Source organism: Spirosoma luteum DSM 19990 (assembly GCF_000374065.1).
Taxonomy (GTDB): Bacteria; Bacteroidota; Bacteroidia; order Cytophagales; family Spirosomataceae; genus Spirosoma; species Spirosoma luteum.
Genome location: NZ_KB893311.1, coordinates 163138 through 188292, shown reverse-complemented (window position 1 = coordinate 188292; position 25155 = coordinate 163138). Strand labels below are relative to the sequence as shown.

Annotated in this window: 32 protein-coding genes; 8 read left to right on the top strand and 24 right to left on the bottom strand. The window is 45.2% G+C overall.

Annotated features, from left to right (window positions below):
- Positions 1 to 26 precede the first annotated feature (26 nt).
- From B156_RS0126840 to B156_RS0126805, 8 genes are all read left to right on the top strand, one after another.
- A complete protein-coding gene (locus tag B156_RS0126840) occupies positions 27 to 1034 on the top strand; it encodes a TraJ family protein (RefSeq protein ID WP_157627204.1) in 1008 nt (335 codons plus the stop codon).
- Between the two features lie 32 nt (positions 1035 to 1066).
- The gene (traK, locus tag B156_RS0126835) at positions 1067 to 1723 is read left to right on the top strand and encodes a conjugative transposon protein TraK (RefSeq protein WP_018622897.1); all 657 of its coding nucleotides are present in this window, start codon (positions 1067 to 1069) and stop codon (positions 1721 to 1723) included.
- Positions 1723 to 2022 carry a hypothetical protein gene (locus tag B156_RS0126830; RefSeq protein ID WP_018622896.1) on the top strand — a complete coding sequence of 100 codons (300 nt, stop codon included), beginning with the start codon at positions 1723 to 1725 and terminating at the stop codon, positions 2020 to 2022. Before traK ends, B156_RS0126830 begins: the two co-directional genes overlap by 1 nt.
- A gap of 6 nt (positions 2023 to 2028) precedes the next feature.
- Positions 2029 to 3444 carry a conjugative transposon protein TraM gene (gene traM, locus B156_RS0126825; protein ID WP_018622895.1) on the top strand — a complete coding sequence of 472 codons (1416 nt, stop codon included), beginning with the start codon at positions 2029 to 2031 and terminating at the stop codon, positions 3442 to 3444.
- A 58-nt stretch (positions 3445 to 3502) separates the two neighbouring features.
- A complete protein-coding gene (traN, locus tag B156_RS0126820) occupies positions 3503 to 4513 on the top strand; it encodes a conjugative transposon protein TraN (protein ID WP_018622894.1) in 1011 nt (336 codons plus the stop codon).
- Positions 4514 to 4515: 2 nt separating this feature from the next.
- On the top strand, positions 4516 to 5103 hold the full coding sequence (locus B156_RS0126815) for a conjugal transfer protein TraO (protein ID WP_018622893.1): 588 nt from the start codon (positions 4516 to 4518) through the stop codon (positions 5101 to 5103).
- Positions 5104 to 5115: 12 nt separating this feature from the next.
- Positions 5116 to 5523, top strand: coding sequence for a TraQ conjugal transfer family protein (locus tag B156_RS0126810; protein ID WP_084757914.1), 408 nt, complete (start codon positions 5116 to 5118; stop codon positions 5521 to 5523).
- A 64-nt stretch (positions 5524 to 5587) separates the two neighbouring features.
- Positions 5588 to 6526 (top strand): hypothetical protein, encoded by a 939-nt coding sequence (locus tag B156_RS0126805; protein ID WP_018622891.1) that lies wholly within the window; start codon positions 5588 to 5590, stop codon positions 6524 to 6526.
- A gap of 57 nt (positions 6527 to 6583) precedes the next feature.
- Here the strand turns inward: B156_RS0126805 and B156_RS0126800 are convergent, their stop codons facing one another.
- The 24 genes from B156_RS0126800 to B156_RS0126675 form a co-directional block, all read right to left on the bottom strand.
- Positions 6584 to 7171: a hypothetical protein gene (locus B156_RS0126800; RefSeq protein WP_018622890.1), complete on the bottom strand. Its 588-nt coding sequence runs from the start codon at positions 7169 to 7171 to the stop codon at positions 6584 to 6586.
- Between the two features lie 883 nt (positions 7172 to 8054).
- Positions 8055 to 8468, bottom strand: coding sequence for a hypothetical protein (locus B156_RS0126795; RefSeq protein WP_018622889.1), 414 nt, complete (start codon positions 8466 to 8468; stop codon positions 8055 to 8057).
- Positions 8469 to 8556: 88 nt separating this feature from the next.
- Positions 8557 to 8892 carry a single-stranded DNA-binding protein gene (locus tag B156_RS0126790; protein WP_018622888.1) on the bottom strand — a complete coding sequence of 112 codons (336 nt, stop codon included), beginning with the start codon at positions 8890 to 8892 and terminating at the stop codon, positions 8557 to 8559.
- A gap of 282 nt (positions 8893 to 9174) precedes the next feature.
- Entirely contained in the window at positions 9175 to 9756 is a 582-nt protein-coding gene (locus B156_RS0126785) for a hypothetical protein (protein ID WP_018622887.1), read from the bottom strand.
- 902 nt (positions 9757 to 10658) lie between these two features.
- Complete coding sequence (locus tag B156_RS0126775; protein ID WP_018622885.1) at positions 10659 to 11051, bottom strand: hypothetical protein; 393 nt, start codon at positions 11049 to 11051, stop codon at positions 10659 to 10661.
- A 210-nt stretch (positions 11052 to 11261) separates the two neighbouring features.
- Complete coding sequence (locus B156_RS0126770; RefSeq protein ID WP_026261091.1) at positions 11262 to 11687, bottom strand: hypothetical protein; 426 nt, start codon at positions 11685 to 11687, stop codon at positions 11262 to 11264.
- Positions 11688 to 12112: 425 nt separating this feature from the next.
- Positions 12113 to 12925 carry a PRTRC system ThiF family protein gene (locus B156_RS0126765; RefSeq protein WP_018622883.1) on the bottom strand — a complete coding sequence of 271 codons (813 nt, stop codon included), beginning with the start codon at positions 12923 to 12925 and terminating at the stop codon, positions 12113 to 12115.
- 1 nt (position 12926) lies between these two features.
- Positions 12927 to 13640, bottom strand: a complete 714-nt coding sequence (locus B156_RS0126760; RefSeq protein ID WP_018622882.1) for a PRTRC system protein B — start codon at positions 13638 to 13640, stop codon at positions 12927 to 12929.
- Complete coding sequence (locus B156_RS0126755; RefSeq protein ID WP_157627202.1) at positions 13624 to 14745, bottom strand: hypothetical protein; 1122 nt, start codon at positions 14743 to 14745, stop codon at positions 13624 to 13626. The genes B156_RS0126760 and B156_RS0126755 overlap by 17 nt, the downstream gene beginning before the upstream one ends.
- A 57-nt stretch (positions 14746 to 14802) precedes the next feature.
- Positions 14803 to 15021: a PRTRC system protein C gene (locus B156_RS0126750; RefSeq protein WP_018622880.1), complete on the bottom strand. Its 219-nt coding sequence runs from the start codon at positions 15019 to 15021 to the stop codon at positions 14803 to 14805.
- A gap of 11 nt (positions 15022 to 15032) precedes the next feature.
- Positions 15033 to 15707 (bottom strand): PRTRC system protein E, encoded by a 675-nt coding sequence (locus B156_RS0126745; protein ID WP_157627201.1) that lies wholly within the window; start codon positions 15705 to 15707, stop codon positions 15033 to 15035.
- Positions 15688 to 15909 carry a hypothetical protein gene (locus B156_RS30085; protein ID WP_018622878.1) on the bottom strand — a complete coding sequence of 74 codons (222 nt, stop codon included), beginning with the start codon at positions 15907 to 15909 and terminating at the stop codon, positions 15688 to 15690. Before B156_RS30085 ends, B156_RS0126745 begins: the two co-directional genes overlap by 20 nt.
- Positions 15910 to 16101: 192 nt before the next feature.
- A complete protein-coding gene (locus B156_RS31665; RefSeq protein WP_157627200.1) occupies positions 16102 to 16278 on the bottom strand; it encodes a hypothetical protein in 177 nt (58 codons plus the stop codon).
- 325 nt (positions 16279 to 16603) lie between these two features.
- Entirely contained in the window at positions 16604 to 17107 is a 504-nt protein-coding gene (locus B156_RS0126730; protein WP_018622876.1) for a hypothetical protein, read from the bottom strand.
- Positions 17108 to 17271: 164 nt separating this feature from the next.
- Positions 17272 to 17991: an ATP-grasp domain-containing protein gene (locus B156_RS30640; protein WP_018622875.1), complete on the bottom strand. Its 720-nt coding sequence runs from the start codon at positions 17989 to 17991 to the stop codon at positions 17272 to 17274.
- A gap of 76 nt (positions 17992 to 18067) precedes the next feature.
- Positions 18068 to 19030, bottom strand: coding sequence for an ArdC family protein (locus B156_RS0126720; protein WP_018622874.1), 963 nt, complete (start codon positions 19028 to 19030; stop codon positions 18068 to 18070).
- A gap of 269 nt (positions 19031 to 19299) precedes the next feature.
- Positions 19300 to 19788: a hypothetical protein gene (locus B156_RS0126715; protein ID WP_018622873.1), complete on the bottom strand. Its 489-nt coding sequence runs from the start codon at positions 19786 to 19788 to the stop codon at positions 19300 to 19302.
- A gap of 409 nt (positions 19789 to 20197) precedes the next feature.
- Positions 20198 to 20482 carry a hypothetical protein gene (locus tag B156_RS0126710; protein WP_018622872.1) on the bottom strand — a complete coding sequence of 95 codons (285 nt, stop codon included), beginning with the start codon at positions 20480 to 20482 and terminating at the stop codon, positions 20198 to 20200.
- 38 nt (positions 20483 to 20520) lie between these two features.
- A complete protein-coding gene (locus B156_RS0126705; RefSeq protein WP_018622871.1) occupies positions 20521 to 20907 on the bottom strand; it encodes a hypothetical protein in 387 nt (128 codons plus the stop codon).
- Complete coding sequence (locus B156_RS0126700) at positions 20904 to 21122, bottom strand: hypothetical protein (RefSeq protein WP_018622870.1); 219 nt, start codon at positions 21120 to 21122, stop codon at positions 20904 to 20906. Before B156_RS0126700 ends, B156_RS0126705 begins: the two co-directional genes overlap by 4 nt.
- A 669-nt stretch (positions 21123 to 21791) precedes the next feature.
- A complete protein-coding gene (locus B156_RS0126690) occupies positions 21792 to 22502 on the bottom strand; it encodes a hypothetical protein (protein ID WP_018622868.1) in 711 nt (236 codons plus the stop codon).
- 269 nt (positions 22503 to 22771) lie between these two features.
- A complete protein-coding gene (locus tag B156_RS30635) occupies positions 22772 to 23842 on the bottom strand; it encodes a hypothetical protein (protein ID WP_018622867.1) in 1071 nt (356 codons plus the stop codon).
- 13 nt (positions 23843 to 23855) lie between these two features.
- Entirely contained in the window at positions 23856 to 24668 is an 813-nt protein-coding gene (locus B156_RS0126680; protein WP_018622866.1) for a ParA family protein, read from the bottom strand.
- A 214-nt stretch (positions 24669 to 24882) separates the two neighbouring features.
- Entirely contained in the window at positions 24883 to 25155 is a 273-nt protein-coding gene (locus tag B156_RS0126675) for a hypothetical protein (protein WP_018622865.1), read from the bottom strand.

The window sequence follows — 25155 nt, the reverse complement described above, 5'->3', positions numbered from 1 at the left end:
CAGAGCCTATTACTCGTATGGATTCAATGGAGAAAGCGTTAGCTGCCGTACTCGAATCAATGGCCGATGATTACTCAACGTTTATTGATTTAGGGCAGGCTATTGGCGGTCTTGGATCGCTTTTATACATTTTCTACCGGGTATGGGCGCATTTGGCCCGGAACGAAAAGGTCGACATATATGGTCTGATGCGGCCATTTACCATGGGGCTTTGCCTGCTATTCTACGGTAATATTGCCGGCTCCATCGTTATCCTGTCGGGTTACCTTAATGAAGGAACCAAGCCCCTGGTTACCTCCAAGTCTGCCCTGGTCCAACAACTTAACGATCAAAAAGACCAGGCCTTGGAACAAAAGAAAAAGGATATCATCAATGCCAACCCGGATCTGAATGGTGATGGTGAGTTGACTATGTACGAGAAGTTGATGGATTATTTACCGGCGGGTTCGATAAGTGTGTATGCTTCAAATGCAATATCCTATGCTATCCAGAAATACTTTGATGAGTTTCTCTTAACGCTGGGAGAACTGGCTTATAACGTGGCGTCATTATCGATTAAATTTCTGATGACGTTTTTTTTACTGGTTCTCCTCATCATGGGACCTATTACGTTTGGCTTAGCCTGCTTCGAATGGTTTTACGGGGGGCTGGCGGCCTGGATTAGTCGGGTGATCCACTTACTGCTTTGGATACCAATTGTCAACGTACTGGGCGGCATTCTGGAAGAAATTCACATTGTCATGCTTAAAGCGGACATCGTTCAGATTGTCAACACCCCTAAGGATTCATTCTCGTCTTCCGACTTCGGCCTGATCGTTTTCTACATCATCGGTACGGTAGCCTACTTTATGGTACCCAAAGTAGCTTCCTGGGTGATTGAATCGGCGGGGGCTGATTCAGCCGTGAAAAGTCTGGCAGGCGGTGGTCAGGCAATGGGTGCAGGTACTGGCGCCGTAGTTGGCGCGGCCACCGGTGGCGTGTCCGGCGTCGCCAGAGCGGGTTCATCCATACCATCTCCGGTTAGTTCCATTTAACTTTTTTAACGCTTTAATCAATCATTTTCATTATGGAAGCACCAAACTTTAAGTCCCTCAAGGATATAGATACCAGCTTTAGCCTGATGCGTTTATTTATGCTTGTGGTTATCATCGGTTGCCTGGGATTTTCCTCAGCTATCAGTTTCTGGGCGTTTGATGCCGTTGAGAAATCCCGGCAAAAGGTTTACGTGATGGATGGGGGCAAAAGCATTATGCTGGCCATGGCTCAGGAACACAATATGAACCGTCCCGCTGAAGCTCGTGATCACATCCGCGTGTTTATGAAAGCTTTCTTTGAACTGGAGCCCGACGAAAACCAAATCAAAAATAGCATTAAAGAGGCTTCTTACTTGGGGGACGAATCCGTCGGGCGGCTGTATAAAGACTTGTCCGAGAAGGGCTATTACCAAAACCTGATTCAGGGTAATGTGCATCAGAAAGTCGAAATTGACAAGAACAACATTAAAGTAGACTTCACGCAGAGCCCATATAAGTTTCGGGCTAAAGGCCGGGAAATTCTAATTCGGGAAACGACAATAACCGTTCGAAATCTGGTCGTTGAAGGCTACCTGATTGATGTTGCGCGGACCGATAACAATCCCCACGGATTTCAGATCGAACGGTTTCTGCCGGTTGATAACACGGACATCGAAACGGTTAATCGAAATAACCGGAGCACTTACTAATGAAATTACACCTGCGCAATCCGGTTCATCAAGTGGCTCTCATTCGGCGCTACAACCTGATTCAATTCACGCGCTGGATAAGAGTGTGGGAAAAACGACCGCTGACCCAGCGCAAACGAGAGGTCTTGCTGCTCTTTGGCAGTTTGTTTTTGGTCTTGTTGGCGAATTTAAGTCAACAGTTAAAGCCTTCTCCAGCGTCAGCTAAAGAGTACTCCCCAGCCAGGCCAGGGGACTCTACAGCGCAACACCAGCTTTATATGAACGAATTACATACTCACAAATTAACGCCTACCCGCTAAGTCCCTATGGATACGCAAGAAAAAAAATCAATCAAGGATTTGTTCCAGGACAAGAAATTCCTGATGAGCCTTCCGGTGCTTTTGATTGTTACCAGTCTGTTTCTGTGGTACGTACTGAAAGATGATACCTCGTCGGCCGTTACTAACCAGCCCGTTTCAGCTATAAATAGTACCGTCCCTCTGGCTCGAACCGATACCTCCCATGCTAATAATCGGCTGGATCTACAGCAGCAAGCCTTGGACCGCAATCCAAGCTCGGAAACCGCCATTGCTGCTGCGGGTAAGGCCATGAACCCAACCGTACCAGGTGAATTAGATGGGTATATGTATGGGCAGAAATATCGACCTGTTCATGATCCAAAAGCCCTACGGCGTATTGATTCCACGTACAACCCGGCGACTAGTCCCAACGAAGTATCGGCCGGCTATGGTCGGGGGAATCCGTCATTGCCGCAGTCACTCCGACCAGGTGGATCTCGGTTGTCTGTTAATAGACCTCCTCTTTCGGAAAAGGATGTAATGCTCGCTGACGAACCATCCGAACGTCGGAGTACGGTCTCAGCTGGTGAGGAGGAGCGTAAAAAGGCGGAGTACAAAGAGGCGCTTCGCAAGCAGGAGCGGTTAACGGGCTTACTGGAGCAATACAACCGGGATAAAGCGAATCAAAAAACTGCGGAGGAAGAAAAAAGAACTGTTTACAAAGTTGATCAGTCAGAAGTAATCAGTTCACTGAACGACCGCTCAGAGGGGGGCAATACCTTTTATGGACTATATTCTGAAGATCAGAAAAAAAACGAACGCCGCCTACTGGAAGCTGAAGTCGGTACCATTCGGGCAATGGTGTACGGAAATCAGGATATAATGAGCGGTAGCCGAATCAAATTACGGCTGCTACAGTCCATTAAAGTACGGGGAGTTGTTATTCCCGAAAATACACTTCTGTTTGGAATAGGCAGTTTCTCTACGCAGCGAGTCCAGATAAAAATTACGGATGTGGTTTATGAAGATCATATCTTTCCCGTTAACATGACGGCCCTCGACATCGACGGGATCGCCGGCGTGTATGTACCCGAAATTCAAGGGTTGCCCGAAGCCCGTCAAGCCCTGGGTCAGAGCGTAGGCAACATCAACATGAACACCTATGGCGCAACAACTGGTAATGTAGCAGCAATGGCCGGTGCATCCGCAGCTCAGGCCGGCATTCAGGGCGTTCGAGCCATTGCAACCAAAAAGACAACGCTTCAGCGGGCTCATCTGAAAAACAACCACATTATTTATCTGCGTCAGACGGAAACTCCGACCACTACCAATTCAAATTATCAGCAGGCTCCCCAAAATTATCCGGTGAATCGCCCGCCAAATGGCTATCCAGCGTCTATCAATACTCCCGGCGGTCGATACGATTATTCATCTAACCAGTGATTTTTTTGATCTGATCAAAATAAAATTTCAATAAAAAAACTAAAATTTATTTCGGACTATGAAGATTTTCATCATTAATGTATTCCTTTTCGCAGGTTTGAACACCGCGCCGGTGTTTGCCCAAACAGTTTTCCATAAAACGGTAGCTGATACGAGCCAATCAGTGCCAGCCAAGGCAGTCGGGGAAATGCCGTCAGTACCCTCCCCTATTTCGACCATCATTACTCCGTCTGCCCCAGCGATACCCATTCAGGAAAATAATGTTGTACGCTCGTATTACGTGGAGCTGCCCTTCAACAAGACGGTATCGGTCATTTTCCCTACCACGATTCGTTCTGTCGATTTAGGCAGTCGGGATATTATCGCTGACAAAGCAAGTGAGGTTGAGAATGTTTTGAAGGTCAAGGCTACCCGCAACGGTTTTAATGAAACCAACTTCTCAGTTATCACGACGGATGGAAAATTCTGGTCATTCGTGGCCAACTACAACGAGCAACCCACGGTGCTGGCGCTAAACCTGGCGGCTAACACGCTGACGGGTGAAACCATCAGTAAATCGGCCAGTAACGTATTGATCAACGGATCGGATCCCAAAGGCGGTATCATTCAATTTTCGGGTGTCAACGCTACGCAGTCTGAGGTGGTCTATAACTGCACGACGATTCTTAAAAAGAGCCGTGATATCCGGCATCTGGGCATGGAGGCCAACCGCATGGAAGCAACCTTGAGGGGTGTGTACGTCAAGGACAATGTCATTTATTATAAAATGAACATTCAAAATAAGTCTAACATCAATTATGACGTAGACTACATCCGATTTTTTGTCGTCGACAAGACGGTTGCTAAACGCTCATCGCTTCAGGAAGTAGAAGTTTTGCCTTTCTACGTCTACAACGATGCAATCAAGACAATTAAGGGGCATATGGCCGTCGAGCGCGTATTTGCTTTTCAAAAATTTACTATTCCCGACGAAAAACGGATTTTGGTCATGGCTGGGGAGATAAACGGGGGACGTACCCTCTCGTTTGTCATCAATAACGAAGACATCATGAACGCTGATAAGCTATAATTATGAACCTGCGACTCATTCTATTCAGTTTCCTGCTGGTGATTTCCTTTCACCAGGCCTTTCCTCAGCGTCATATCAAAGGACAGCTGGCCCTCACGCCTTACGTAGGCATCGTTGATAAATTTCCGGCAAAACCCCACAACGGCGATGGCCAGGGTTATGCTGGCGGTATCGACCTGGTTCGTTACACCAAAACCGAAACGTATTGGAAGGTTGCCTATCAGTATGACCGGAAATTTTACCAGTTTTTTGATGACCGGCTGATGACAGAGCGGCATCTGCTTTCCTTCGACTGGGCTCCTATCACGTTTCATGACCTGCGCCGAAACTACTACATCATGCCTTTGATTGGGGCTAATGTAGGCGTTGAGATGGTCAATCGTAATAACCTGGAATTGGCCCAAGGTACAATACTGAATAGGTCGACGGGCACGATGGGGCTGCAGACGGGTCTGGAGGGAGAACTATACTTTCTGGAACGAACCGCGTTGTTTCTAGCCGTTTCGGAGCGGTGGTTACCTTATTCAGAAGTTGGCAGCTTTCGTACGTATGGTACGATCGGAGTACGATTCAGTTTTTTCAAACATTAAGCCCTTACGCCAATGCGACCACTCTTATTGTCCCTGCTAGTAAGTCTACTCATGCTGAGCTGTAATACGGATTCTCTTACTATTCAGACTCAGTTTCCCTTTACCATCACTAATGAACCGTTGCCAACGGCCGTTAAAGTTGGTGCACCCGCGACGTTTGGCATCACCATTAAGCCCGAGCGACTGACGAGCTTAAGCCAGTATTCGCTACGTTGGCGTAATCAAACGGATACGCCCGGTACCCTGTATATTGATTATACCAATGTCGTCGAAAATAAAGCAACCGCGCTAAAAACGCTAACACCCACCTTGCGCTTTACCTCGTCGGTGGCCGGCTCCAACAACTTTGAGTTGATCATTACGGATCAGAATAATGTGAGCCAAACGCTCAATTTAACCGTGACGACCAACGCCCAGTAACCATCTGATCGTATAAGTTTGACCTGGTTGATTGTCTTCCTTTTCATATACAACCCATAGCGCCATGCCCGAAAATCGCCTGTATCGATTTGATAAGTTACTGTTTTACGCTTTTGATCTGCAGCGTGATCTCGACCGTTTGAATACGGAAATTGAGCAGTTGTTCCTGAATGACCTATTGATTAAAGCCAGAGGCTTCGGGTATGAAGCACAAAGCGTGCAAGACGAAATTGATTTAACAAATCAGGTGTTAACTAAAGCCAACAAGCCTCTTTCCCCATGGACATTTTTGTTCAATCTATCGACCTATTATAAAGAGCAAAGTCGCCTTGAAGGGTTAGCTTCTTGCGAAGCACGACTGAGTCAATTGTACGGCCTCTCGATGAAGCACATTAACGAGTCAGGCGAATTTTTAAGTAAATCTTACCGCATCAAAGTGCTTATTAATGATGAATTGATTCAGCTTAAGTATCAGCGTTTTCAAAGTCTTTATAGTGCCTTAATCAACGATTCACAACCCAACGCGTTGACCTTCGTTTCCCAAGGCGGACTTACATATTATAGTAGGTGTATTCTTACCTGCCCAAAGGCCATCACCTTACAACCAGAGCGATTTGCCTTGTTAACTGCGCTTCCCCTTACGGCACTGATTCGGGAAGATAGGCAATTAGATGAAGAATTATGGGAAATCAATCATCAGGTATGGGAAGGAAGTAACGATAAATTTGCGCGAATGACAAACCAGGCTTTACTCCTGTACCAACAATTGTTTACTGCCAGATATGAAGCTGAAAACTGGTACACTGGTTTGCTTACAACCACCCATTTTTATACATCGGGTATAGCACAAACCTTTTTAAGGCCAGCGCTCAAGCAGCTGCAGGAAATTTTAGAAATACTGCTCTCGAACCAGGTTGGAAAAACAGTCGGAGAAAACGTACTTATTGAATCATTTGGTTTTCCAACGGCAGATATTTTACAAATGGAGGTTGACAATTTTTAAACCTGGATCCATTATCTGCGCTTGTAGGTTCGAATCAGCGCGAAATGAATTATAAAGTCAGCGTGCGGCCGTTGACTTTTTTTTGTTTTTTCCCTTTCCATACCGGGCGCGATTACTTTCCTGAACCGAGGGATCAGGTTCAGCAATAAAGTGGTCGGCGGGGTTGGCCAGTCTGATCAGGGCCTGGCCATATTCTTCTAACCGAGTGACAACGGCGCTTATTTCACCGGGAGTCCAAAGGGCATAATCAAGTACCCGGAGAATAAATTGATTATAAGAGATTACGGCGGGACCCTTCCAGGTTGTAACAATTGCTGGCTGTTTGGGAGTTTTATCGAACAGAAGCTTGAGTTGAATTTGAGTTGCCAGTATATCATCAGCTAGCCGGCGCCGAAGTTTATCATAATTAATAACAACTGGTAAGCGGTCTTCCAGCGCTGGAGTTGCTTTCACAATGGCAGCTACTTCTTCCATCGTAAACCGTGTGTGTCCATTTCGTTTATTCTGGTAAGCGGCCATCGATGCCCATTTGTAGGCTTCAAATTCGTAGTAGGATGAGTTAACCAGCAGCGACCTTATATCTTCCTCTAATTGAAGAAATGACTGAGCAACCTCCAGGTAATAATTCGTAGACAATCGATTCATTGAAACCGTATGGGTAAAACAAATTGACCCGAGCACGAGGGCCTGGGTCAATAAATGGGAATTAGCTGTCAACACCTTCCAGTCACGTTCGTGTACACCAACGCCTGAGCAGCGAGCGCCAGCCAAATATAAGGCGTTAACCCTGACTAACGACGCGACTTACGAGGTACATCCGGTTTGATAGCATTTACAACCAAGCTGATAAAGCCTGTTACAGCTAAAAATCCACCGACGGCAAATAATCCAAAGATAAACATAACGGTACGAGATAGAATACTATTGAACTTAATCGAAAGATACACAAGCCTACATCAACTGTCAAGCTTTAACGCTCATGCAACGCATTTAAGCCCTCCATTTGCTTCCCCTTACCCTACTCCTTTTTTTGAATTCCTTCCCCCTGAGGCGCTAATAAAGCTTCAAAAAAGGGCATAAAAAAACCAGCCGGTTGGGGCTGGGTGAGTTCGTTATTTCTGTTAGAGCTATTTGTCTTGACTAGGACATCCAGTAGGATTCCTGCCTACAGTAGCTTGAGAATAGAACGAATAGTCACCCAACTGGGCGTTTAGGGGAAAAACAAAATCGTTGCAGCTCACCTTAGCCGCTTGCGATACAGAGCGATCGGTTAACATATTAATAGGGTCTTACTTGCTTATTCAATGAACATAAGTGAATCTGCATTGGTTTCTCAAACTTAAAATAATATTCAAATATAAGAAAATAGATCATTCTTTTTCAAACGAAAAAGCCCCTTTCGTGGTCATTCTCCAACGAACTTAGTTTCGGAAAGCGATTAACCCAATTTGCTGTGACAATTAAGCATTTAACGCTTTAATCGTAAACAGGTCTGATTAAGTATAATGTAAACCAATTAAGACAAGCGTTAATTCTGGGTGATTCGCTCAAAAAACACGGGTGCATACTGACGGACCAGATGGGAAAAACATTGTTTGGTTTTGTGACCTTTAGTAACGGTTACGTACATGAGGTCTTTTTCAACAGTCCCTCCATCATTGGCAAAACCAACCAGGCTGGCTACCAGCTGTGCACTGGCAATATCATCCTGGCTTTGCAGGTAGTTGCTCTTATCCAGTACACCTGCCTGGGCCAGCGTCTTTAAACAATCCAGACCAATCACATACTGATCTCCCGCAGTAGTCCGAACTGTCGCTTTGTTGGCTATCTGTCGATTACAGTTATCGCAGCAGTACCAGTCCGAATTAATACCTGTAATAGAAATTGACGTGACTGCGTACCGGTTACTGAATTTCAGATTACGTTCGATGAGCCTTTTCATGCGTATGGATTGATTACGTATTGTACTGGTAAAACTCCAGGTTTGGTCAGGATAAGCCGTTGGGTTCATCCCGACCAGACTCTAACAACTACACTTCCTGAAGCTCCGGCTTCTTGTCGAGATACGTAACCGCTGCGCTTTTAACAATGAGTTTTGCCGTTGCTTTCCCTTCACCATCCAGGTAAGCATCAGCCACTGGTCGGCCCTCGACAAGTACATGGCGGCCTTTGGTTAGATATGGTAGTTGATCCGTGCCCTTTAGCTGCACCTCTACCCATTTGACACGCTCTACCTTTTCCTGATTTGTAGGATTGGTATACGACTCATCTACTGCCACTGAAACAGACGTGAATGGATTTTCGGACTCTACGGATTTAGCATTACCGATGTAGCCCGTAAATGAATAGCGATTTAGATTATACATAACTTTACCTATTTAATGATTAATAATTACTGCTTTACTAGATTAAAGATACAAGTTATTGCACTGATGAACAAGCGATTAACTGATAATCGCATACGCTACATTAGCTCTCCTTCCCCTTAGTCCCAGTGATTGAAAAGTGATGTTTTAACTATTTTTTAAATTCCGAAATAAAATAGTGTAGTAAAAAAGCACAGGTTACACTCAGTATAGGTCACAGAAAAACCACCCTGCTTTTTAATCAAGCCGGCTTATTGTTAATCTGTATAAATATGGTAGACTTTAGGCCTTGTTTAGGCCCCTTAGGTTCCTATGGGTCTGCTCATCAAACAAACTCATCTGCCTTGTATCAACGTATCTGTCAACAGGCGTTACTGGCGGCAATGGAGCAGCAAACCGTTGTTGTAATCCTTCCTGAATAAGTGGCCAACTGGCTGGCCAAGGGCTGAGCGTTGCCAAACCGCCGTACTGTACCGTCTCATTCCACATCGAATAGCGTACGTACCATAACTTCTCATTTTGCGGTTCCTGAATCACTTGATTTTGTTGCTGAATATATTCCAGAAACCATTCAGCCGTTTGTTGGCAGGTCATTAAATGAGTTTTTAGTTTTGCTCTATCGGGATTCTTGTAGGACTGGGTAAACAGGTACTGATAATAATACCATACTTCATTCCATCGTAGCTGAAGGATGCGTTTTTGTTCGTACTCCTCTTTAGAATCACCACTATGCGGATTAACCCATTCGTGCCACCGGGATCGCCAGTAAACCTCATCTGTTGATGGTAAAACAACTGCCTGTAACTTAAATAAGGTGGGCAGGAAAGCGCATAACGCTTCGGTTGCCTGGTCAAAAACTGTCATGACCGCTGATTGATTGGGGAAAGCAGCTATGAGCTAATTCTCGGGTAAGTACAGGTGGTGTCAAAAATTTTTGACACGTGCACACTAGTTAGGCTGCCTGGAATTCAACCAAGCACTCCTCAAGTGGCTCAGATGTAGTGGCAATCCAACCTTGACGACCCTGGTACTGCGTGGGATATATTTGCACAATAATCAGATTCTCCACCGTCGCCGGCATAAAGACAAGCACAAACCCCCGGTTGTCGTCAAAAGGATCCATGAACCGAAACTCACCGGATAATTCCTTGGCCCGAATCGTTATTTCCTTATAAATATGACTATAACAAACTACTAGACGGCAGTGCTTGCGGTCATACGTAATCAGGGGAAAGTACGGTTTTTTAGGGAAGGTATCGTTTGACTGGGGCTGCCACAACCGTCCATTATAAGAGATGTGGGCAACAGGTCGTCCCATCGCGTTCGTTACCTGGCCTCCGCACCAGTGGCCACCTCCTAATTGATGCTTTCTGATATATTCCAGACAGACCCGGCGGGCCTCCAGTACGGAACGACAAGCTTTTTTGTAACACCGGCTTGACGGCATCGGTTTAGTCGGTGACTGGCCCAGATCCGGATTACCCCGATTACTTAGAGACACGATAAATTTTGGTTTAGCCGTTACGGGTTTTAGTTGATCTGACCTACTCGTTTGTTGTTGAGTAACCGGACTAATTGAATGGGGTTGAAGATTCATAAATTTTGGTCGATTTGGGTGAAAATTAAATGAGCTTAGGGTTCACAATGAATACATGGGGAGCGCTTCTGGCTATCCAGCTTCCATTCATAGCGGGCTGAAGCTTTACATTGATTCACATTCACTACTAAGCGGGTAAGGCACAGGCGGAACGGCAGTTTTCCCGTGTTCAACTAGAGTAAAACCGTACAGACGTTTCAACGAAGATTTTGATTAACTCGCCAAGATCATCACGAACGTCTTCAGGCACCGGTGAAAGAACGATGTGCAGATACCGCTGAAGGACTTTTTCGGCTAGCACCTGCTGGTTGGTAGTGTTCAGTAGTTGACTTGAGGACTCCTCCTTCAGGCCGTCCTTTAGACTATACACATTAACGGCCGCCGCCTGGGCCCAAGCTACTTCCATCTTTTCCTGAAATGTCCGCAATTCCTCCCGAAACGGGGCAAATTTTTGCCCTACTTCCTGGCTGGAGAGCTCACTTAAGTCAAAAGTCGGCTCAGTAAGCCATTTTTGTTTTAATGTTTCTACCTCCTGTAGCGTAGCGACGGGGTTTGTTTCCATAGAAATATGAATTAAAGTTAGTTTTATATTTTCAAATATAACTATTTAAATTTTAATATTTGAAAATATAAAATTTTAATTATCCAGGACTTGGCTAAAGTTATTAGCCAGTAATGTGATGACATATTCTTACATCAATGATTCTTTTACTCAGATTCAACGCCTGTACTACAGGCGTTGAATACTACCCATACAAACAAAAATTTCTTTTTACAGACGTAGATAAAACCCGGTCTGGCGTGACCCGGTCTGTTTATCAATCAGCGGGATAACCATGTCATCGTAGATACCAAGAAATTCGGTTTCTTTCTCGATAATAATCGACTGTCCCATAACGTACCGTCTGAACCGCAGATTGAATAAGTCCTTGCCTGGATTATAGCTGAACTCAACGGTATCCATTGAAGCACCCGATCCCATTTTCCAGGTGAGGTTGAACTGGTCATTATCAAACTGAACATGATGGGCACCCATCATGCTAAACCCTATATTGCCAATTAGGTCATACATAAACCAGACTTCCGAACACATATCGGTTAAGGGCTGTGTTTGACTGGCCTCCCTAGCAGCTACCAGTGTTTCAGCCAGGCGCTGAATTATAGTTTCCGTAAAAGGATCGAGCGCATCCATCGTCATAGAATTTTGAGGTTGGTAAGAACAGGGTTTAAACAACCGGCTTTATGAATTCAGGGTAGTCTTTACTAACCGAGCGCCAGGGTGTGCAGCAAAGTACCTGCTTTCCCTCCCGCGCGACCCAGTGCCAGCGCGTGGCGCACCAGGACACCAGAGGATCATCGAAAGGTCCAGATTCGATCAGTCTTCGGTAGGCATCAGCGGGTTTCATGGGGAAATATTCTGGAGTTGTCACTCAGCCTTTTGGCCTTCCTTTACTAACTTAAAGATCGGCATTCTGAAACCAGAAAACAAGGCAACCCGCTAATTTACAAGTAATTACAAAAGCATCTTTCCCCTTATTCCCAGGTAGAATTAGTGTAGTCCAGTTCAGTGTTGTGAGGTAGTTAGCGACTGGCTAAACAGCCAGTCCAAAAGCTCGTTAAACGTTAGTTCAGTTTTAGCGGCTGGGTGCGAAACTCGTGCAGGTTCAGAAACACCCCCCTGTGTTCAGTCATGCCATTTCGTAACAGCGACCACAGCAGGGAACTACCAATATTGGCTAATGTCGGATTAATGAATAACTCCTGTTTGGATAAGGCTTCCGCCAGCGAACAGGATGGCGTATCATCCGAGGTATCTGCCTGTTCCAGCAAGGTTTTAAACTCATCCGTTACAAAGGGTAGCTGTTCAACGGTACGATACTTTTTTGAGGTAGGTTGTGGCAATTTACCCACTGTTGAGAGAATTACTTGTCCGGTATGTCTGCCGTTGCCAAAATCCATCCAGTAGTAGGGTCTATCCTGATGGTGTTCCCGTTTTTCAATAATTTGACGTAAAATATTGGCTAACTCCATTCTCGATGATACCGTGTCTACGCAACTGATAAATACGTTAGCTGATGCCAGTGCATTATATTCTTTTCGCAGACTGTTGATGCAGTAGGGTTCCGGTACGGCTTTCCAGTTCGTTCCGAAAAATCGGTTAGTACGATTCACTAAGGCTACCGCTTTGTTAAAACCTAGTTCTACCTCCGCAAATAGCTGACGACCTAAATTTGCTTTACTCACCGTATCACCGTCCCAAAGATTTACCTGAAAACCGGGATGCTCTAACTGCTTGAGGGCATAATTCATTTTAGCGAGTGCCATCAGCATTTGGGAACCTGTCCCGCCCGCGCCCAGCAGATTTACGGTTACCGGATTGGTCGGATTAATTAAATATCCGGCGGTAAAATGCATTAGTGGTTTTTTAGTTTCCATACTACAATAGCTGCTGGATGGTTAATAAACTTGTGGTTAATAACCCTATTGGAAACGGTTTTCCTGAATCCATCAGTGACTGCCAAAGCTGGATAATATTGCCTTTTACGGGTTGATGCTGGTCATTCAAGTGAGAAAAATAACTGTTAAAAAAAGCCGTTTCCCAAGCCCCTATAAATTCCTCTAACGAACTTGATTCGGTTATTCCTACCTGTACAGTACCCATACATACATTTCCTGATTTAGCGGTATTAAAAAAAGGAGCGTAATAAAGCGCGGTTTTTATGTCAGGTTTTCGGTCGTCTGATAAGGCGAAAAGCTGTAGTCCGCACTTTGAGGCTTTCCAGACCAGGGCCGGTACCTGGGCTTTGCCGCATGGAATGGTCAGAGAGTCTTTAAAAAACAAAGATTGCTCCTGCGCGGGTGTGTACCATAATACAACACCGGACTGCGTATTCAAGCTAAGTACATTAGCCGGTAATAATTCTTTGGGCATCAGATAATCCTGTTGCTTTTTCTCTTTAGTAAGTAGTGCTTTCGACAACATAGTAAGCTCGTTCTCGGCCAACGGATGGGCATTTATGGGCTTACCCGTTTTCTTCTCGATGTCGAAAGCTTCCAAATAAAACGAACGTGTTTCCAACTTCGAGCGGTACAGCAATAAGGCTTTAACGGGATAATAGCCCTGTTCAAACTGTTCAGTTATATTTTGCATCCAAGCTTAGTTTATGTTGAACTGAAATCAAATTACCCACTGTCGTAAAGAAGGTTTCTTCGAATTCCAGATTTAGCGTCTGAACGGGTTGTGGCTGGTCGAACATCTGTACTGTTTGGGGTAATTCAACATAGCCCCCCCCATTAAAATCAGCATCTAGCGACTGCACAAGATCATCGTAAATCCCATCGTCAAAATCCCAGATGAACGAAATAAACTGATCGGGATGAATCCGGTATTCCTCGTCAGGAGTCATCAGACCAATGTGGTAACTATCCCAGATTGAACGGTTTGGAAACCGGGTGTACAAATTGAGAAATGTACTGGCAACGGCTTTTAATTCAGCTTCGGCTTCTGACTCAGGCTGGAACCCAGAAAAACGCCTGTGGAAGTTTTTCAAGTGGGTAGTCTGGTTGATTCGGTTGCGAATTATCCGGCTCCCCCGACGAGACTGCTTCACTATTTTTTCAAAGGCGGTGTATTCTTTACGCTCCTCCCGGCCAGTCCACTCAGCACGACTTTCCAGCATCATGTCGCATTGATAAAACACATAAGAACTCTGGTCCGATATAAATGGCAATCCGCTAATGTGCATCAGGTACGCGTAAATAGATTCAAGCAGGTGCGTCAATGGTTTATTATTACCCGATTTTTGAAGCTGCCAAAGGGGTTTAACCGGAACGAAATACGAATAGTAATCGGTATCGTACTGCTGGACGGTCGCTAAAGTCCCTTTGGTTGTCTCGTTGGATAGTATCAACACGTCTACGTCCTCCCGAATAGCTTTCAGCTTCTCGACAACGAGTTGATAACTGTGCTGAATATTAAACGGGTAATTATGCCCCCATTCCAACTGATGCACGTCAAGGCCCAGATTGTAGAGGTCAGACAGGTAAGAAACCGATTTAAAAAAATCGGTTTCTACTCCCTGCTGGTCGAAAAGCTCTTCGGTTAGAGGATAAACGGGGGCAAAGCAATGATTTAAAAAACCATCGGCAGTAGGCTGAGGGGCGCACACCGTTGTTGCCCCGTTATGGCCTGTCTTGCGTCGGGCATCTGATCGAGCGTGTTCATGTAGTCGATTAGATTTCGGGCGAGCAACCATTTTGGTTCATTGAGTTTAATGGACGGTATCTTTCGAGCGGATTTACCCATCATTTTTCTAACCTTTAGTTCCCATGACTGATTCAAATCTGTACTGAACCGCATCATCCCTGATGTCAGCGGGACTGATTTTAGCGGTTGTCAGAATTGCGTATAGGTTGGAATAATGGTTTAAAACTGCCTGAGGACTAAGCGTGGGGTCGGGGTCAGATAATTCAACGGTCTGCCCTTTTTCTTCCATCAGAAAGACACGTTTGAGTTGGGTTGCAAGTAACATAAGCAAATAATTTAAGCGGTCACAGATTCAATTGTTGCGTTTGTTGACGTTTCTACGCCTGACGTATTCTCCTCAGTAGAGGGCTGACTGGCTGACTGGACAGGTATTGCATCGAACAATCCTGGCTGTGAGAAATTTGCCAGTAATTCGGCACGTTTTTTACGAATGGATTCGGCCTGATCGGGGTGCTGTTCAGGGTCAGGCGTTTTGGCGTAGGCTTCCCGGTATCTTTTTTCTTTTTCCAGTTCATCTACTTTCTTCATGGCCGCGTCGTAGGCTTTTTTCAACTCCTCTTTTGCTTTTTTCTTAGTTGATTCTTCGAGCTTTTCCTTTGCCGATTGCTGTTGCGTTTTTTCCAGACTCTTTTGAAAGGCTTCCAAATTGACCATTAATCCCGATGCCTGTTGCATCGGCTTTTCAATAATGTTGAAGAATCCAGCATCCAGTTCAGTAGGGGTGCCTGTTATATTAAGTGGAGCAATCTGTTTACGGGCTTCATCCCCGCATAGGTCATTGACTAAAAGTAAGGTTACGCGCTGTCCGTTTGGCGTATCGGTGATAACTAGCTTTAAATCACCTGTAAGATTCAGAGCCGCAAGGCGTTGAAAAAAATCCATAAGATTACCAATTGAAAGTAAAAGACGATGGCTACCATTACGAACACGTTTATTCCTGAAACGGGTCACGGGCGGGATGCGTAGAAATAATACGGTTGGCCCGTATGTTTACAAATGACTTACCCTCTAGGTTGACTTTCTTCGTGTTCCAGCCAGCTAGTTCATATTTTTGTCCGTCAATCAGAATCTGACCTATAAAATCTGGGCTGTTGGGCTTGTTCTTGCGGGTATTTGGGTGTAAAACTCCGCTTAATTCTTTTAGCTCTGCCATGTAAAAAATATAGTTAACTCACTGATTATCTACATTATAAATATACGAAATATTCATTTAACCCTCAACCTTTGTGCCCCTTATGTCTATCTGATTGGCCCACCCTTTTCCCCTTCATCCCGTGTTTATACGCATTCCTACTAGTGAAATCGTGGAGTGTTTAGTGTCGTGGAGACATGGATAAGAGGCTTATTATTGACTCCCTTCAACTAATAGCTGCTGGAATGTACCATTGGCTAGCCGCTGAAACGGGCAATAAGTATCACCATTCAATAGACAGATATTGGCTACTAACGAGTTACGGGGATTCTGCTGATCGTACGCCTGGTAAATAAGCATACCCAAATAGTCTAATCTAAATGTGGTCATTATTTGAATTAGATGGCCATAACTGCATAGGGCTAAACCAATGATTTCTTCCCGATTAGCCCTATGCTCATCTATCTGACGCAATTCACCCCGACAAGCAGGATTATAGTTGCCTGTATTGCGAAGTATCTTTGATGCAGGGGTCATTATAGGATAAAGTTTACGGACTGCGGCTCTTCGTCTGAACGATTCAGGTACTTTTGAACTCAACTAACGCATATCTATATACGTTGCATATTGAGATAAGAATTCAGTCGTAATCAGACCAAGTTTGGTGGTGAATTAGACAGCTTCTTAAGCTGGTAAGCAGCGCTGACCTCTGCGATTAACTGACCGGGATTAAATCGATCTTCTCCGGCAACAAGCGTATAATTATATACAATGTATCGGTCGACAATTGAAGCAGTAAGCCTTCGACCGTAAGGTTTACCTCAACCTGTAGCGTCTGGCCGGGAAAATCACTGATGGCTAAAGCATGTAGGGAGTCGATTAGTTGAGCACTGAAATGGTCGAAATCACCGGTTTCATCACTATATGCGCTGATTAACTGCGCATTGGTCAGGAGTTGTTCGTAAACCCTCATAACCGGCGTTTCTTCATTCCAATCAAAAATGAAAAGTATAGACCCATCTGTAAAGAAAAATTTTACGGGGTCAAAGTACTCTCCACTGTGGTCCAGTACGGTATTATCTACGTAGTTCACTGGCTTCCCCCTTAAATAAGCAGTAATTTGTTCATTCGTCATGCCGGCAACCTGCTGGGCAAACTGAGTTGCCTGGCAGCAAGTATTTTCTTTGCCTGGCACTGAACTGTTCAGTTGATTTGTCATCCCGTCTTAGCGTTAGATTCTAATTAAAGATAGCGTTTTTTTATCCGCTTCCCTACTATAACTATCTGTTATTTAAGAAGTTAACAAATCCTATCGTCCCCTTTCTCGTTAACGTGATGTGTAGTGTTGTTTGCGAGTCAGGCAGATTGGTGCCTGTTTAAGAGCTATGCGGCCCCCTTAAGGATTTCATTCCACCGAAGTAATAATCCTTCAGCGTACAGCTTGGGATCCAGCCCAAAACTATCCAGGCTCCAGAAATCATTGCACTCGACGAGTAAGGTTCTACCTAGTGAATCCAGACCAAAATCAATACTGAACGCCAATGGTTGTTCGGTAAAATCGCGGATCACTCGGTTAATAATCTCGCAGCTCGGGAAAAGGCATAAATTGCCTTTATAGTGCTTTAGACCCACAAATTTTCCTTCAATGATAACCCCCCGGTATTCAGACGTAAACGTCACCGGTATGGATGTCAAAGCTTCGGTGCTTAACGGGACGGTATTAACGATGTCTATCAAATCGGAAGGCTGTTCAATTATACGGGCTTCAAATAGTTTATGCAGCGTTGGTTTTATAAAATAGGGGTATTCCGTCTGGATCAACGCCTGCTCCAGTGTTGTCTGCTGGATTGCTCTTCCTGCATAGTAATGAAGTTGCTTAGGTAAGGTTATTGAACCAGGCATAGGTATACCCATTGCCATAAGCCAATACCTTACATCATCGGCAAACCCGACTACCAGCACACTCGGATGCAGAGGTACCTGGTCAATAGTTTCGTAAAATTTTGTTGCTACGCCCATCTGTTTGAAGCCTAATAGTGCGTCAACGCCTGGCTTGTCAATGGGAAATTGATCTAACGCCTGAATATAAACCGTTCTGGTCATGGGTTGAGTTAAGTGTAGTTGATACATAAAGTAGCTTGGAAACTACTTTATGTATCATTGTTATTCTGGAATCGTTTTAGGCTGCGTATGCCGCTAATGGTTCTGGCTCGGTAATAGAGTGGCCTGTTATAAAATTAACCGCTTTCTGAGCCTGACCAGCTGCACGTACGATCAGCGTCTTGTCATTTTTCAAAGCCCCTAACCAGCTTTGCAGATACGAAACAGCATTTGTAAGCAATCGGTTATCAGTAATGTCAATCCCACTACTGAGCGCCAGAAAACAAGCGCCCATTTCAGCCGTTAATTCTTCCTTTGCATATTTTTCTCCCCCGAATCGATCCGAATGAACCAGTTCATCGCGGTTCAGCCGATCACGATGACCCGTAGAATGAATGAGTTCGTGAAATAAGGTCCAATAATAGGCTTCGGGGCAGTCGAAAGCTGGTAGAGTTGGCATGTTCACCCGATCATATAACGGACTGTAACAGGCCCGTTTGGGGTTATTATGCACAAGGACTGGCCCGTTTTTGTAACTGGCAAGAACGGCTTCACACTGGTCTATAACGAGCTCCTTCGCTGGTTCCTGAACTGGCAACAACGTTGGTAGCTCGATGGCGATGCCTTCAACGTCTGATACGTGGAAAACATAATAAGGCTTTAACAACGGTATACCGACAGTTTTGGTCTTCGTTTCCCCCTTCCGGTTCGTTGTCTCCTTTTCTTTTTCGATTACATTCCAATAAACGATAGGTATGCCTTTGGCCCCTTTGCGGATGCTACCCCCTAGTTGAGCTGCCTGCTTGAAGGTTAGAAAGTAAGGACGTTCCACCGAGCGGCAACCTAGAAGCACGCTGTTGATACCAGTATATGGTTGTTTGGTCAGGTAGTTACGGGCTACTTCGGCTTTCCCGTTTGGCAGTACCCCCCACCGCTTCCGCCATGGTAGTTTGCCTTTTTCAAGTTCGGCAATAATCTGATTCGTGATTACCTGATAAATGTCTGTTTTCGGTTGCTGGGGAAATTTGGTCGTCTTGCTCATTGTATTACCCGAAATTACAGGTCGGTGCCGCCCTCGTATCAACTATATAAAGATACGCAAAACGGCCCCCTTTTTAAAGTCAACTATCTGAAATACAGGAAGTTAACTAAACGCCTTTCCCCTTTTTCCCAGAATAAAATAAGTGTTGTAATCGTGTAGTGTAGTAGCCAAAACGCATCCATATAAGTCAGCCGGTGCGGGTCATCAACTCGAATGGCTGACAATCCTGACGTCAGGATTGCCAGCTAACGTAGAAAGCAGTTTCCTGCTTATGAAGCAGAATTCATTGACGGATTAAGAAATCCTTCTCTTTCAACCCAGGCTCTTACCCAACCCAGTGCCTGGCTTCGTAGTGAATCATCAATTCTCGGGTAATCATGTAAGGCTTCGATGGTCAACCCTTCCAGATTAAACGGCTTGCTGGAGTCATTGCCAAATAAATCCACGATTACCGGCTTCAGCTCTTGCAGGATCTGGCTAATTACGGTTTCGTCCAGGGCCGGTAATGGTGGAAATATTTTATCCCACCGCTGAGGTGTAATACCGGACAGAATAAATTCCCGATCCTGTGGTGCCAGTGTTGGAAAAGCATCCTGAATGACAACTCCACTACGCATACGTTCATAACTTTGCTGAAAGGATTCCAGCGTAAGGGGCAATTCATGCCGGTAGGTTTTACCGTCCAGCAAACAAATACGTTCATACCATACACCTTGTTCGGTCGAGCCAAAAGCTTCGCCATTCTGAGTTGAAATCATAGCATACAGGACATCAAGAAGGTGATGATTATAGGATTGAGATAAACCTAATAAATAATTAGTCTCCGAACAGCAGACGTAACAAGACCACTAGACCACTGCTCAGCGTAATCGCTGCGAGTACATCCATCAGGGTCCGTGTAAATCGAGAGTAGTGACCTCGGCTTTGAATCAGATACATCAGCAATAAGCCCGTTAGAGCGATAGTAAGTAACGTTGCGGTAGTATTCATGCCGTTTAACTTCCGTGCCGGTCATAAGAGCACAATTTTTTCAGTAGTTATTGTCGCTGACTCAAATGTAGAACAAAGCCTAAACGTGTCAAAAATTTTTGACACCATCCAGTTCCTATAGTTTCTACTCAACTGGTGACGCCACGCTGTGAAAAGTCGTTTGAGTAAGACACAGGGTCATTTAAGTGGTTTACGGGGCAAGGCGGTGGTGGGTTGAGTTTCCTCCTGCCCTACCCCATACTTTAAGTCGGTTATAATTTGAACGATCTCGCCGACAAAAGCTAGTATAACCGCAAATACAATGATGTATCGATGCCAATTAGCCAGCGCAATCATTAGAATAGTAAGAATAATAGCTACCTTCCAACGTCTGCGCAGTAAAAAATAAAAAGGGGGAAAGATGACGGCTAACATGAGTCTCAGCCCGTAAAATAGCCAACGAGAAGCAGGTATCTTTTTCATACGATTTAGGGTTAGTGAAGATAAAGAATTAGAGCAATCTATTCATTACTGGAACATTTGTACAAAGCAGAACAGCCATTCGTTTTCCCTTTTCCCGTTTCTGATTGATTACCCATTTCAACCGGTCGGGAAAATTCTATTTTAATGTAACCACCTGGCAAAAGCCGTTGCACTTCCTGTGCAGAGCAAAACGTCCACTGATCTGCTCTGCCAAATTGAACCCAGCTTTCAGACTCCCGCATCAGTGAAAACGCATTGGTTTGAATTCGGTGAATGGGTGCGTAAGCACCATACCGTAGCGCAACCGCCCGGCGGCCCGGATGATTATCACTAAAAACCGATGTCTTGATAAAAATACCCTGACGTTTGGCTTGCCCGATGGCCCGTTTAAATTCAGCCGCTCGGCGGTCCGATAGATTCTTCATGATCTTTGTCGTCGTGATTTCGGCTTGGAAGGTAAGGTTTTATGGATGATGTAGCCATATCCATATTCAGCCTGAATTTTCTTGATTTCGTCCTCAACCTGACTGTTTCTAACCCTATTAGGCAGTTGCCAGCCGCTATAGTCGTCCGTTGCCAGAAAGAAACGGGAATGCGTTTTTCCTTTTAAAACCTGGAGTACTGTATCGGCCTGCCACATGCCTTTTTGCCGGTTAATTATAGTCTAAAGATACGTCCAAAATAGGCTACTTTCAAACATAACCAACTGTAATACAATGAATTAACCCACCCCTTTCCCCTTTATCTCCCGCGCAAGCGGCTTAAACGCGAATAGGTGTAGTCCTGTGTATTGTCGTCAGGTTTGGTAGAGACGGCTCTCTAATCCTGAATCGAATCATGATCGGAATGGTGTAACCAGGCCAGTCATGATGAGTGGAAGGGTTTGAGAGTAGGCTATTATAAGGTCGAGTGGCGGTTGGCGACCGCAGGAAGCTGAACCGTGGCTCGGCCCGTGTAGTGAAGCAGACGCTTGAAATGGGACTATGATCCAGATAGAACATAGTCCCATTTGCCTATTCTGTACTGGCCCTTAATTCGGGTGATGGTACAGATGGCTTTCTGCTGAACGCTTTGTAAACCTGTTTGGCGAACCAGACTAACAACCGAAATCCGTACCAGAATCCGATAGCTGTTAATATCATCATGAGAGCCGTTGTAAAGGCGATTATATGCGCCAGCGGTGAAAGAATGTACTTTCCAATTTTTGTAAATACGTGCATTATCAGAACGTACACAGCAAGCATTGTCTCAATCATTGTATTGCGTTTATAGGTGAGAATCGGGTCAGGGTATATCCTGACCCGGTTAATTAGAAGAAATAGGTAGCGCCCAGACCCAGCCCAAACTGGTTATGGATGTTGGCAGAAATCAGCACATGATTGAGTTGATACCCAGCTGATACTCCTAAACCAAAGGTGGGCGTTTTATGCGTTACCGCTTCGTAGCCGGTCGGCGTCGATGCATAAGCTGGACTTGATACCATCGTCACGGACAAATATCCGCCAATACTTACCTGACGGCTTGTAATCAAGCCACCACCCCCATAGAACAGTACGTCGTTAACAGGTGTAAAGCTGCTGGTTTTATTGGCGTATAAGCCAACTCCCGCTGTGAAGTAGGCCGCACGCTGTCGAACCATAGCACCGGCCAGTAAACTCCCGTTCAGATAATACGTAAGCCCAACCCCAATAGTACCCGCCTTTTTTGCCGTTCGGCTACTGTCGTCCTGTAAAGCCTGAGTGATCAGATTTTTCAAGGAAAGGTTGGGGCCTGTTGATGGAACAGGGGTAGACGCCATCGGCGTTGTGCTGGCTTTGGTCGTACTGGGCACTGCGGTCGTCGAACTGGTTTTGGTGACTATGGGGGCGGTAGTGGACACCGCTTTCGTGCCCGATGCCGGTTTACCAGTAAGGGCGGTAACGGCTTTTGGTGCGGTGGACGTGGGCTTGGGAGTTTGCCCAAACAAGGTTGACAGGCTGAGCATCAGCAGGGCAGATGCGAGGGTTGAGATGGTTTTCATTGGCTATTTTTGTTTGTTTATCTACTTAAAAATAGCACATAAACAGCTATATAACAACCTGAAAATCAATACTATAACTACTATAGTAAGACCCTTCCCCCCTTTATCCCGGTGCGTTTAGCACCTCATAAATAAAGTATTCCTATCAATAAAATAGTATTGTGTTCGGTGGTTAGGGAAGTGCCTGCCAGTCATAATTGGTGAATCGTCAGCATAAAAAAAAGCAGCACGAAATTCGTGCTGCCTGGTGCTATAAGAAATCGTATATTTTAGGATAATTGAGCCAGATAATCATTCAGGATACCAAGTTCTAAAGCTTCCTGCAGCGTTAATGAAGCGACGCCATTCTCGTCAGTGATTTGTTTATCCTGCCGCAAAACTTGCCAATCTTCAACAACCTGCTCGTCTTGCAGAAAACGAGCACTTATTTTTATTACCAGATCTGCCGGCTGTGCATTCAGGAAAGCTTTACGTAGCCTCTCTAAATGATCATTTGATTCTGATGACTTCTCTACTACCGTCGTTATTGTATCTACTGAAGTCTCATCCAATTCTCCCCCGGAAAAGTCAACGATATTCAACTCATTGACTTCTTCTGTTGGCTTCTCTGAGGGTAGCCAGGTAGCATCAGGTACCTTATTCTTCTCACGGGGTTGCCCCATAGCGGCCGCTGTTAAGCTGGCCTGATCGGTTAGAAACTCATCCGCGAGTTCCTGCTCCCCGCGTGGTTTACGATCTTTGGGCGGTTTCTTGTTAAGTGGGACACCGGTTACAGCTTGGGCCTTCTCACTTATCTTCTTTGCCGTGATCGCTTTGCCGGTTTGCTTTTCGTCTTCTACTACCGCATCCCACACCTGCTTCCGATGTTCCTTGGGTATATCTGCCAGCGCGCTGGCGTGCGATTCTCTTTTAGGCATAACGATGGCAACACCCGTGTTATCATCGTTGTCCTGCACCTCTGCCATTAATTCATTAACAACCTGGGCTGCTTCCATTAGCTGATAGGCCCGTTGTCGGCCTACATCGAAGCGTTCAGCCAAATAGGCTTTAAAGGAGAGGTGAGTGCTTCGGTATAGTTTAGCCTGCCGGATCTGATCAAGTGCAATGCCAACTGTTAAGTACGTATCTAATCCCGCCAGAACAATTTCTTCTAACTCCTGCCGGTTGTCCTGCTCCTGTTCACTAAGCGGTGTCAGTTCCGATACTGTATCTTCTGACTCCGATTTTAGCGTAAGTACCCCAGGACCCGCTTCCAGTGTCTCTACGTCGGTAGTGTCCTCTTCATGCAGATTAGTGATGAAGTTGGCGAAATTTTTTTTTCGATCTTTTTTGGCTTCCATGGTCGACTACCGTTTACAGAGGTTTGACAGCAGTACCTTCCTGCTGCAGTTGAGTGGCCTGAATTAATTCGTTGACCAATGCAGTGAAATCAGCTGCACCGTTCGACTTGGGAGCGTAATCGAATATACACTTGTGAACAACGGTACATTCCATCAGGCCAACGAACTGACGTATCGCCGTTTTAAAAACAGGCACGTTCTGATTGGCCAGCGCTTCCTCGATCTGGCGGGCGAATGTCGTTGTCAGGTTAAATTTATTTTTTACAATACCAGCCAGCTTGATATCGAGCCGCATGTTTCGCTTCAGCTTAGTTACGTACTTAAGCATTTCGTCCAAGCCGATATACGCAAAATTCTCGCCCTGCATGGGTACCAGGTAGTAGTCGGCAGCTGCGAGGGCATTGGTTGTAAAAGCAGCCAGGCTAGGCGGACAGTCGATCAATACGTAATCGTAGTCTTTTCCCTCCAGATGAGAACGGAGCTCCAGCATGGCACCACTCGCGTTGAGGGCTGATTCATGAGAAACCATTGTCCGGGCGGCCGGTAATAAATCTAACTGCGGCCAGCTTTCGGCCTTATCCGTAGACTCTACCTTTCCCTTGAGGATAACTTCATCCCATTCCATCTCATCGATCAACAACTGACCCACGTGACGTTTGAGGTTTTTAAAACCCACCGCGCTCGTCAAGTTAGCCTGGGCATCCAGATCAACCATCAATACCTTATTACCCAGTCGTTGTAGACCAGCTGCCAGGTTAAGCGTTATTGTTGTTTTTCCCGTGCCACCTTTGTTGTTGGCTACTGCAACCACGATTTGCTTTTTCATCTCTTAAACCGTTTGTACCTTAAAAGTAAAAATTCCCAACTGGATTGTCCTAATTGAATGCCCTAAGGTTATTTTAAATCAATAAGTCCGAGCCTATATTTTCGTAAATTTAATATTAAATAAAATATTTTGAAAAAAAGCGTTTTTTGAGCCCTACAAGCGGGCACTGGTACGATGCCCTTCTCGGAGTCCCCTATCAGTACTGGACCGGACCTTATAAAACGTCTGACTCGTCGCCGGGAAGTACAGGCCGGTGTGTCCGAACAAATGTTTCAACTTCGGGCAGAACTAACGTTCGTATGTAATGAGCTGTCGCTTTGTCGGTTTTTGGAGAAGGTTTGGAGCCCCGTGCCGGCTGATTCTCTGCTGTCCACTTCAAATCGGCAAATTCCTGCTGGGTGAAGGCTTCAGTAACTTTGTGGATAAGCCGCTGCTCAACGGGTTTCTCAGGGCGACCAGCGTTTTTTTTCTTCGAAGATTCTGTCAT

Bases quoted from the DNA above. Each gene is read 5' to 3' on its own strand.
- B156_RS0126840 (WP_157627204.1), top strand. From the start codon at position 27: ATGGAGAAAGCGTTAGCTGCCGTACTCGAATCAATGGCCGATGATTAC.
- traK (WP_018622897.1), top strand. From the start codon at position 1,067: ATGGAAGCACCAAACTTTAAGTCCCTCAAGGATATAGATACCAGCTTT.
- B156_RS0126830 (WP_018622896.1), top strand. From the start codon at position 1,723: ATGAAATTACACCTGCGCAATCCGGTTCATCAAGTGGCTCTCATTCGG.
- traM (WP_018622895.1), top strand. From the start codon at position 2,029: ATGGATACGCAAGAAAAAAAATCAATCAAGGATTTGTTCCAGGACAAG.
- traN (WP_018622894.1), top strand. From the start codon at position 3,503: ATGAAGATTTTCATCATTAATGTATTCCTTTTCGCAGGTTTGAACACC.
- B156_RS0126815 (WP_018622893.1), top strand. From the start codon at position 4,516: ATGAACCTGCGACTCATTCTATTCAGTTTCCTGCTGGTGATTTCCTTT.
- B156_RS0126810 (WP_084757914.1), top strand. From the start codon at position 5,116: ATGCGACCACTCTTATTGTCCCTGCTAGTAAGTCTACTCATGCTGAGC.
- B156_RS0126805 (WP_018622891.1), top strand. From the start codon at position 5,588: ATGCCCGAAAATCGCCTGTATCGATTTGATAAGTTACTGTTTTACGCT.
- B156_RS0126800 (WP_018622890.1), bottom strand. From the start codon at position 7,171: ATGAATCGATTGTCTACGAATTATTACCTGGAGGTTGCTCAGTCATTT.
- B156_RS0126795 (WP_018622889.1), bottom strand. From the start codon at position 8,468: ATGAAAAGGCTCATCGAACGTAATCTGAAATTCAGTAACCGGTACGCA.
- B156_RS0126790 (WP_018622888.1), bottom strand. From the start codon at position 8,892: ATGTATAATCTAAATCGCTATTCATTTACGGGCTACATCGGTAATGCT.
- B156_RS0126785 (WP_018622887.1), bottom strand. From the start codon at position 9,756: ATGACAGTTTTTGACCAGGCAACCGAAGCGTTATGCGCTTTCCTGCCC.
- B156_RS0126775 (WP_018622885.1), bottom strand. From the start codon at position 11,051: ATGGAAACAAACCCCGTCGCTACGCTACAGGAGGTAGAAACATTAAAA.
- B156_RS0126770 (WP_026261091.1), bottom strand. From the start codon at position 11,687: ATGACGATGGATGCGCTCGATCCTTTTACGGAAACTATAATTCAGCGC.
- B156_RS0126765 (WP_018622883.1), bottom strand. From the start codon at position 12,925: ATGGAAACTAAAAAACCACTAATGCATTTTACCGCCGGATATTTAATT.
- B156_RS0126760 (WP_018622882.1), bottom strand. From the start codon at position 13,640: ATGCAAAATATAACTGAACAGTTTGAACAGGGCTATTATCCCGTTAAA.
- B156_RS0126755 (WP_157627202.1), bottom strand. From the start codon at position 14,745: ATGGTTGCTCGCCCGAAATCTAATCGACTACATGAACACGCTCGATCA.
- B156_RS0126750 (WP_018622880.1), bottom strand. From the start codon at position 15,021: ATGTTACTTGCAACCCAACTCAAACGTGTCTTTCTGATGGAAGAAAAA.
- B156_RS30085 (WP_018622878.1), bottom strand. From the start codon at position 15,909: ATGGCAGAGCTAAAAGAATTAAGCGGAGTTTTACACCCAAATACCCGC.
- B156_RS31665 (WP_157627200.1), bottom strand. From the start codon at position 16,278: ATGACCACATTTAGATTAGACTATTTGGGTATGCTTATTTACCAGGCG.
- B156_RS0126730 (WP_018622876.1), bottom strand. From the start codon at position 17,107: ATGACAAATCAACTGAACAGTTCAGTGCCAGGCAAAGAAAATACTTGC.
- B156_RS30640 (WP_018622875.1), bottom strand. From the start codon at position 17,991: ATGACCAGAACGGTTTATATTCAGGCGTTAGATCAATTTCCCATTGAC.
- B156_RS0126720 (WP_018622874.1), bottom strand. From the start codon at position 19,030: ATGAGCAAGACGACCAAATTTCCCCAGCAACCGAAAACAGACATTTAT.
- B156_RS0126715 (WP_018622873.1), bottom strand. From the start codon at position 19,788: ATGATTTCAACTCAGAATGGCGAAGCTTTTGGCTCGACCGAACAAGGT.
- B156_RS0126710 (WP_018622872.1), bottom strand. From the start codon at position 20,482: ATGAAAAAGATACCTGCTTCTCGTTGGCTATTTTACGGGCTGAGACTC.
- B156_RS0126705 (WP_018622871.1), bottom strand. From the start codon at position 20,907: ATGAAGAATCTATCGGACCGCCGAGCGGCTGAATTTAAACGGGCCATC.
- B156_RS0126700 (WP_018622870.1), bottom strand. From the start codon at position 21,122: ATGTGGCAGGCCGATACAGTACTCCAGGTTTTAAAAGGAAAAACGCAT.
- B156_RS0126690 (WP_018622868.1), bottom strand. From the start codon at position 22,502: ATGAAAACCATCTCAACCCTCGCATCTGCCCTGCTGATGCTCAGCCTG.
- B156_RS30635 (WP_018622867.1), bottom strand. From the start codon at position 23,842: ATGGAAGCCAAAAAAGATCGAAAAAAAAATTTCGCCAACTTCATCACT.
- B156_RS0126680 (WP_018622866.1), bottom strand. From the start codon at position 24,668: ATGAAAAAGCAAATCGTGGTTGCAGTAGCCAACAACAAAGGTGGCACG.
- B156_RS0126675 (WP_018622865.1), bottom strand. From the start codon at position 25,155: ATGACAGAATCTTCGAAGAAAAAAAACGCTGGTCGCCCTGAGAAACCC.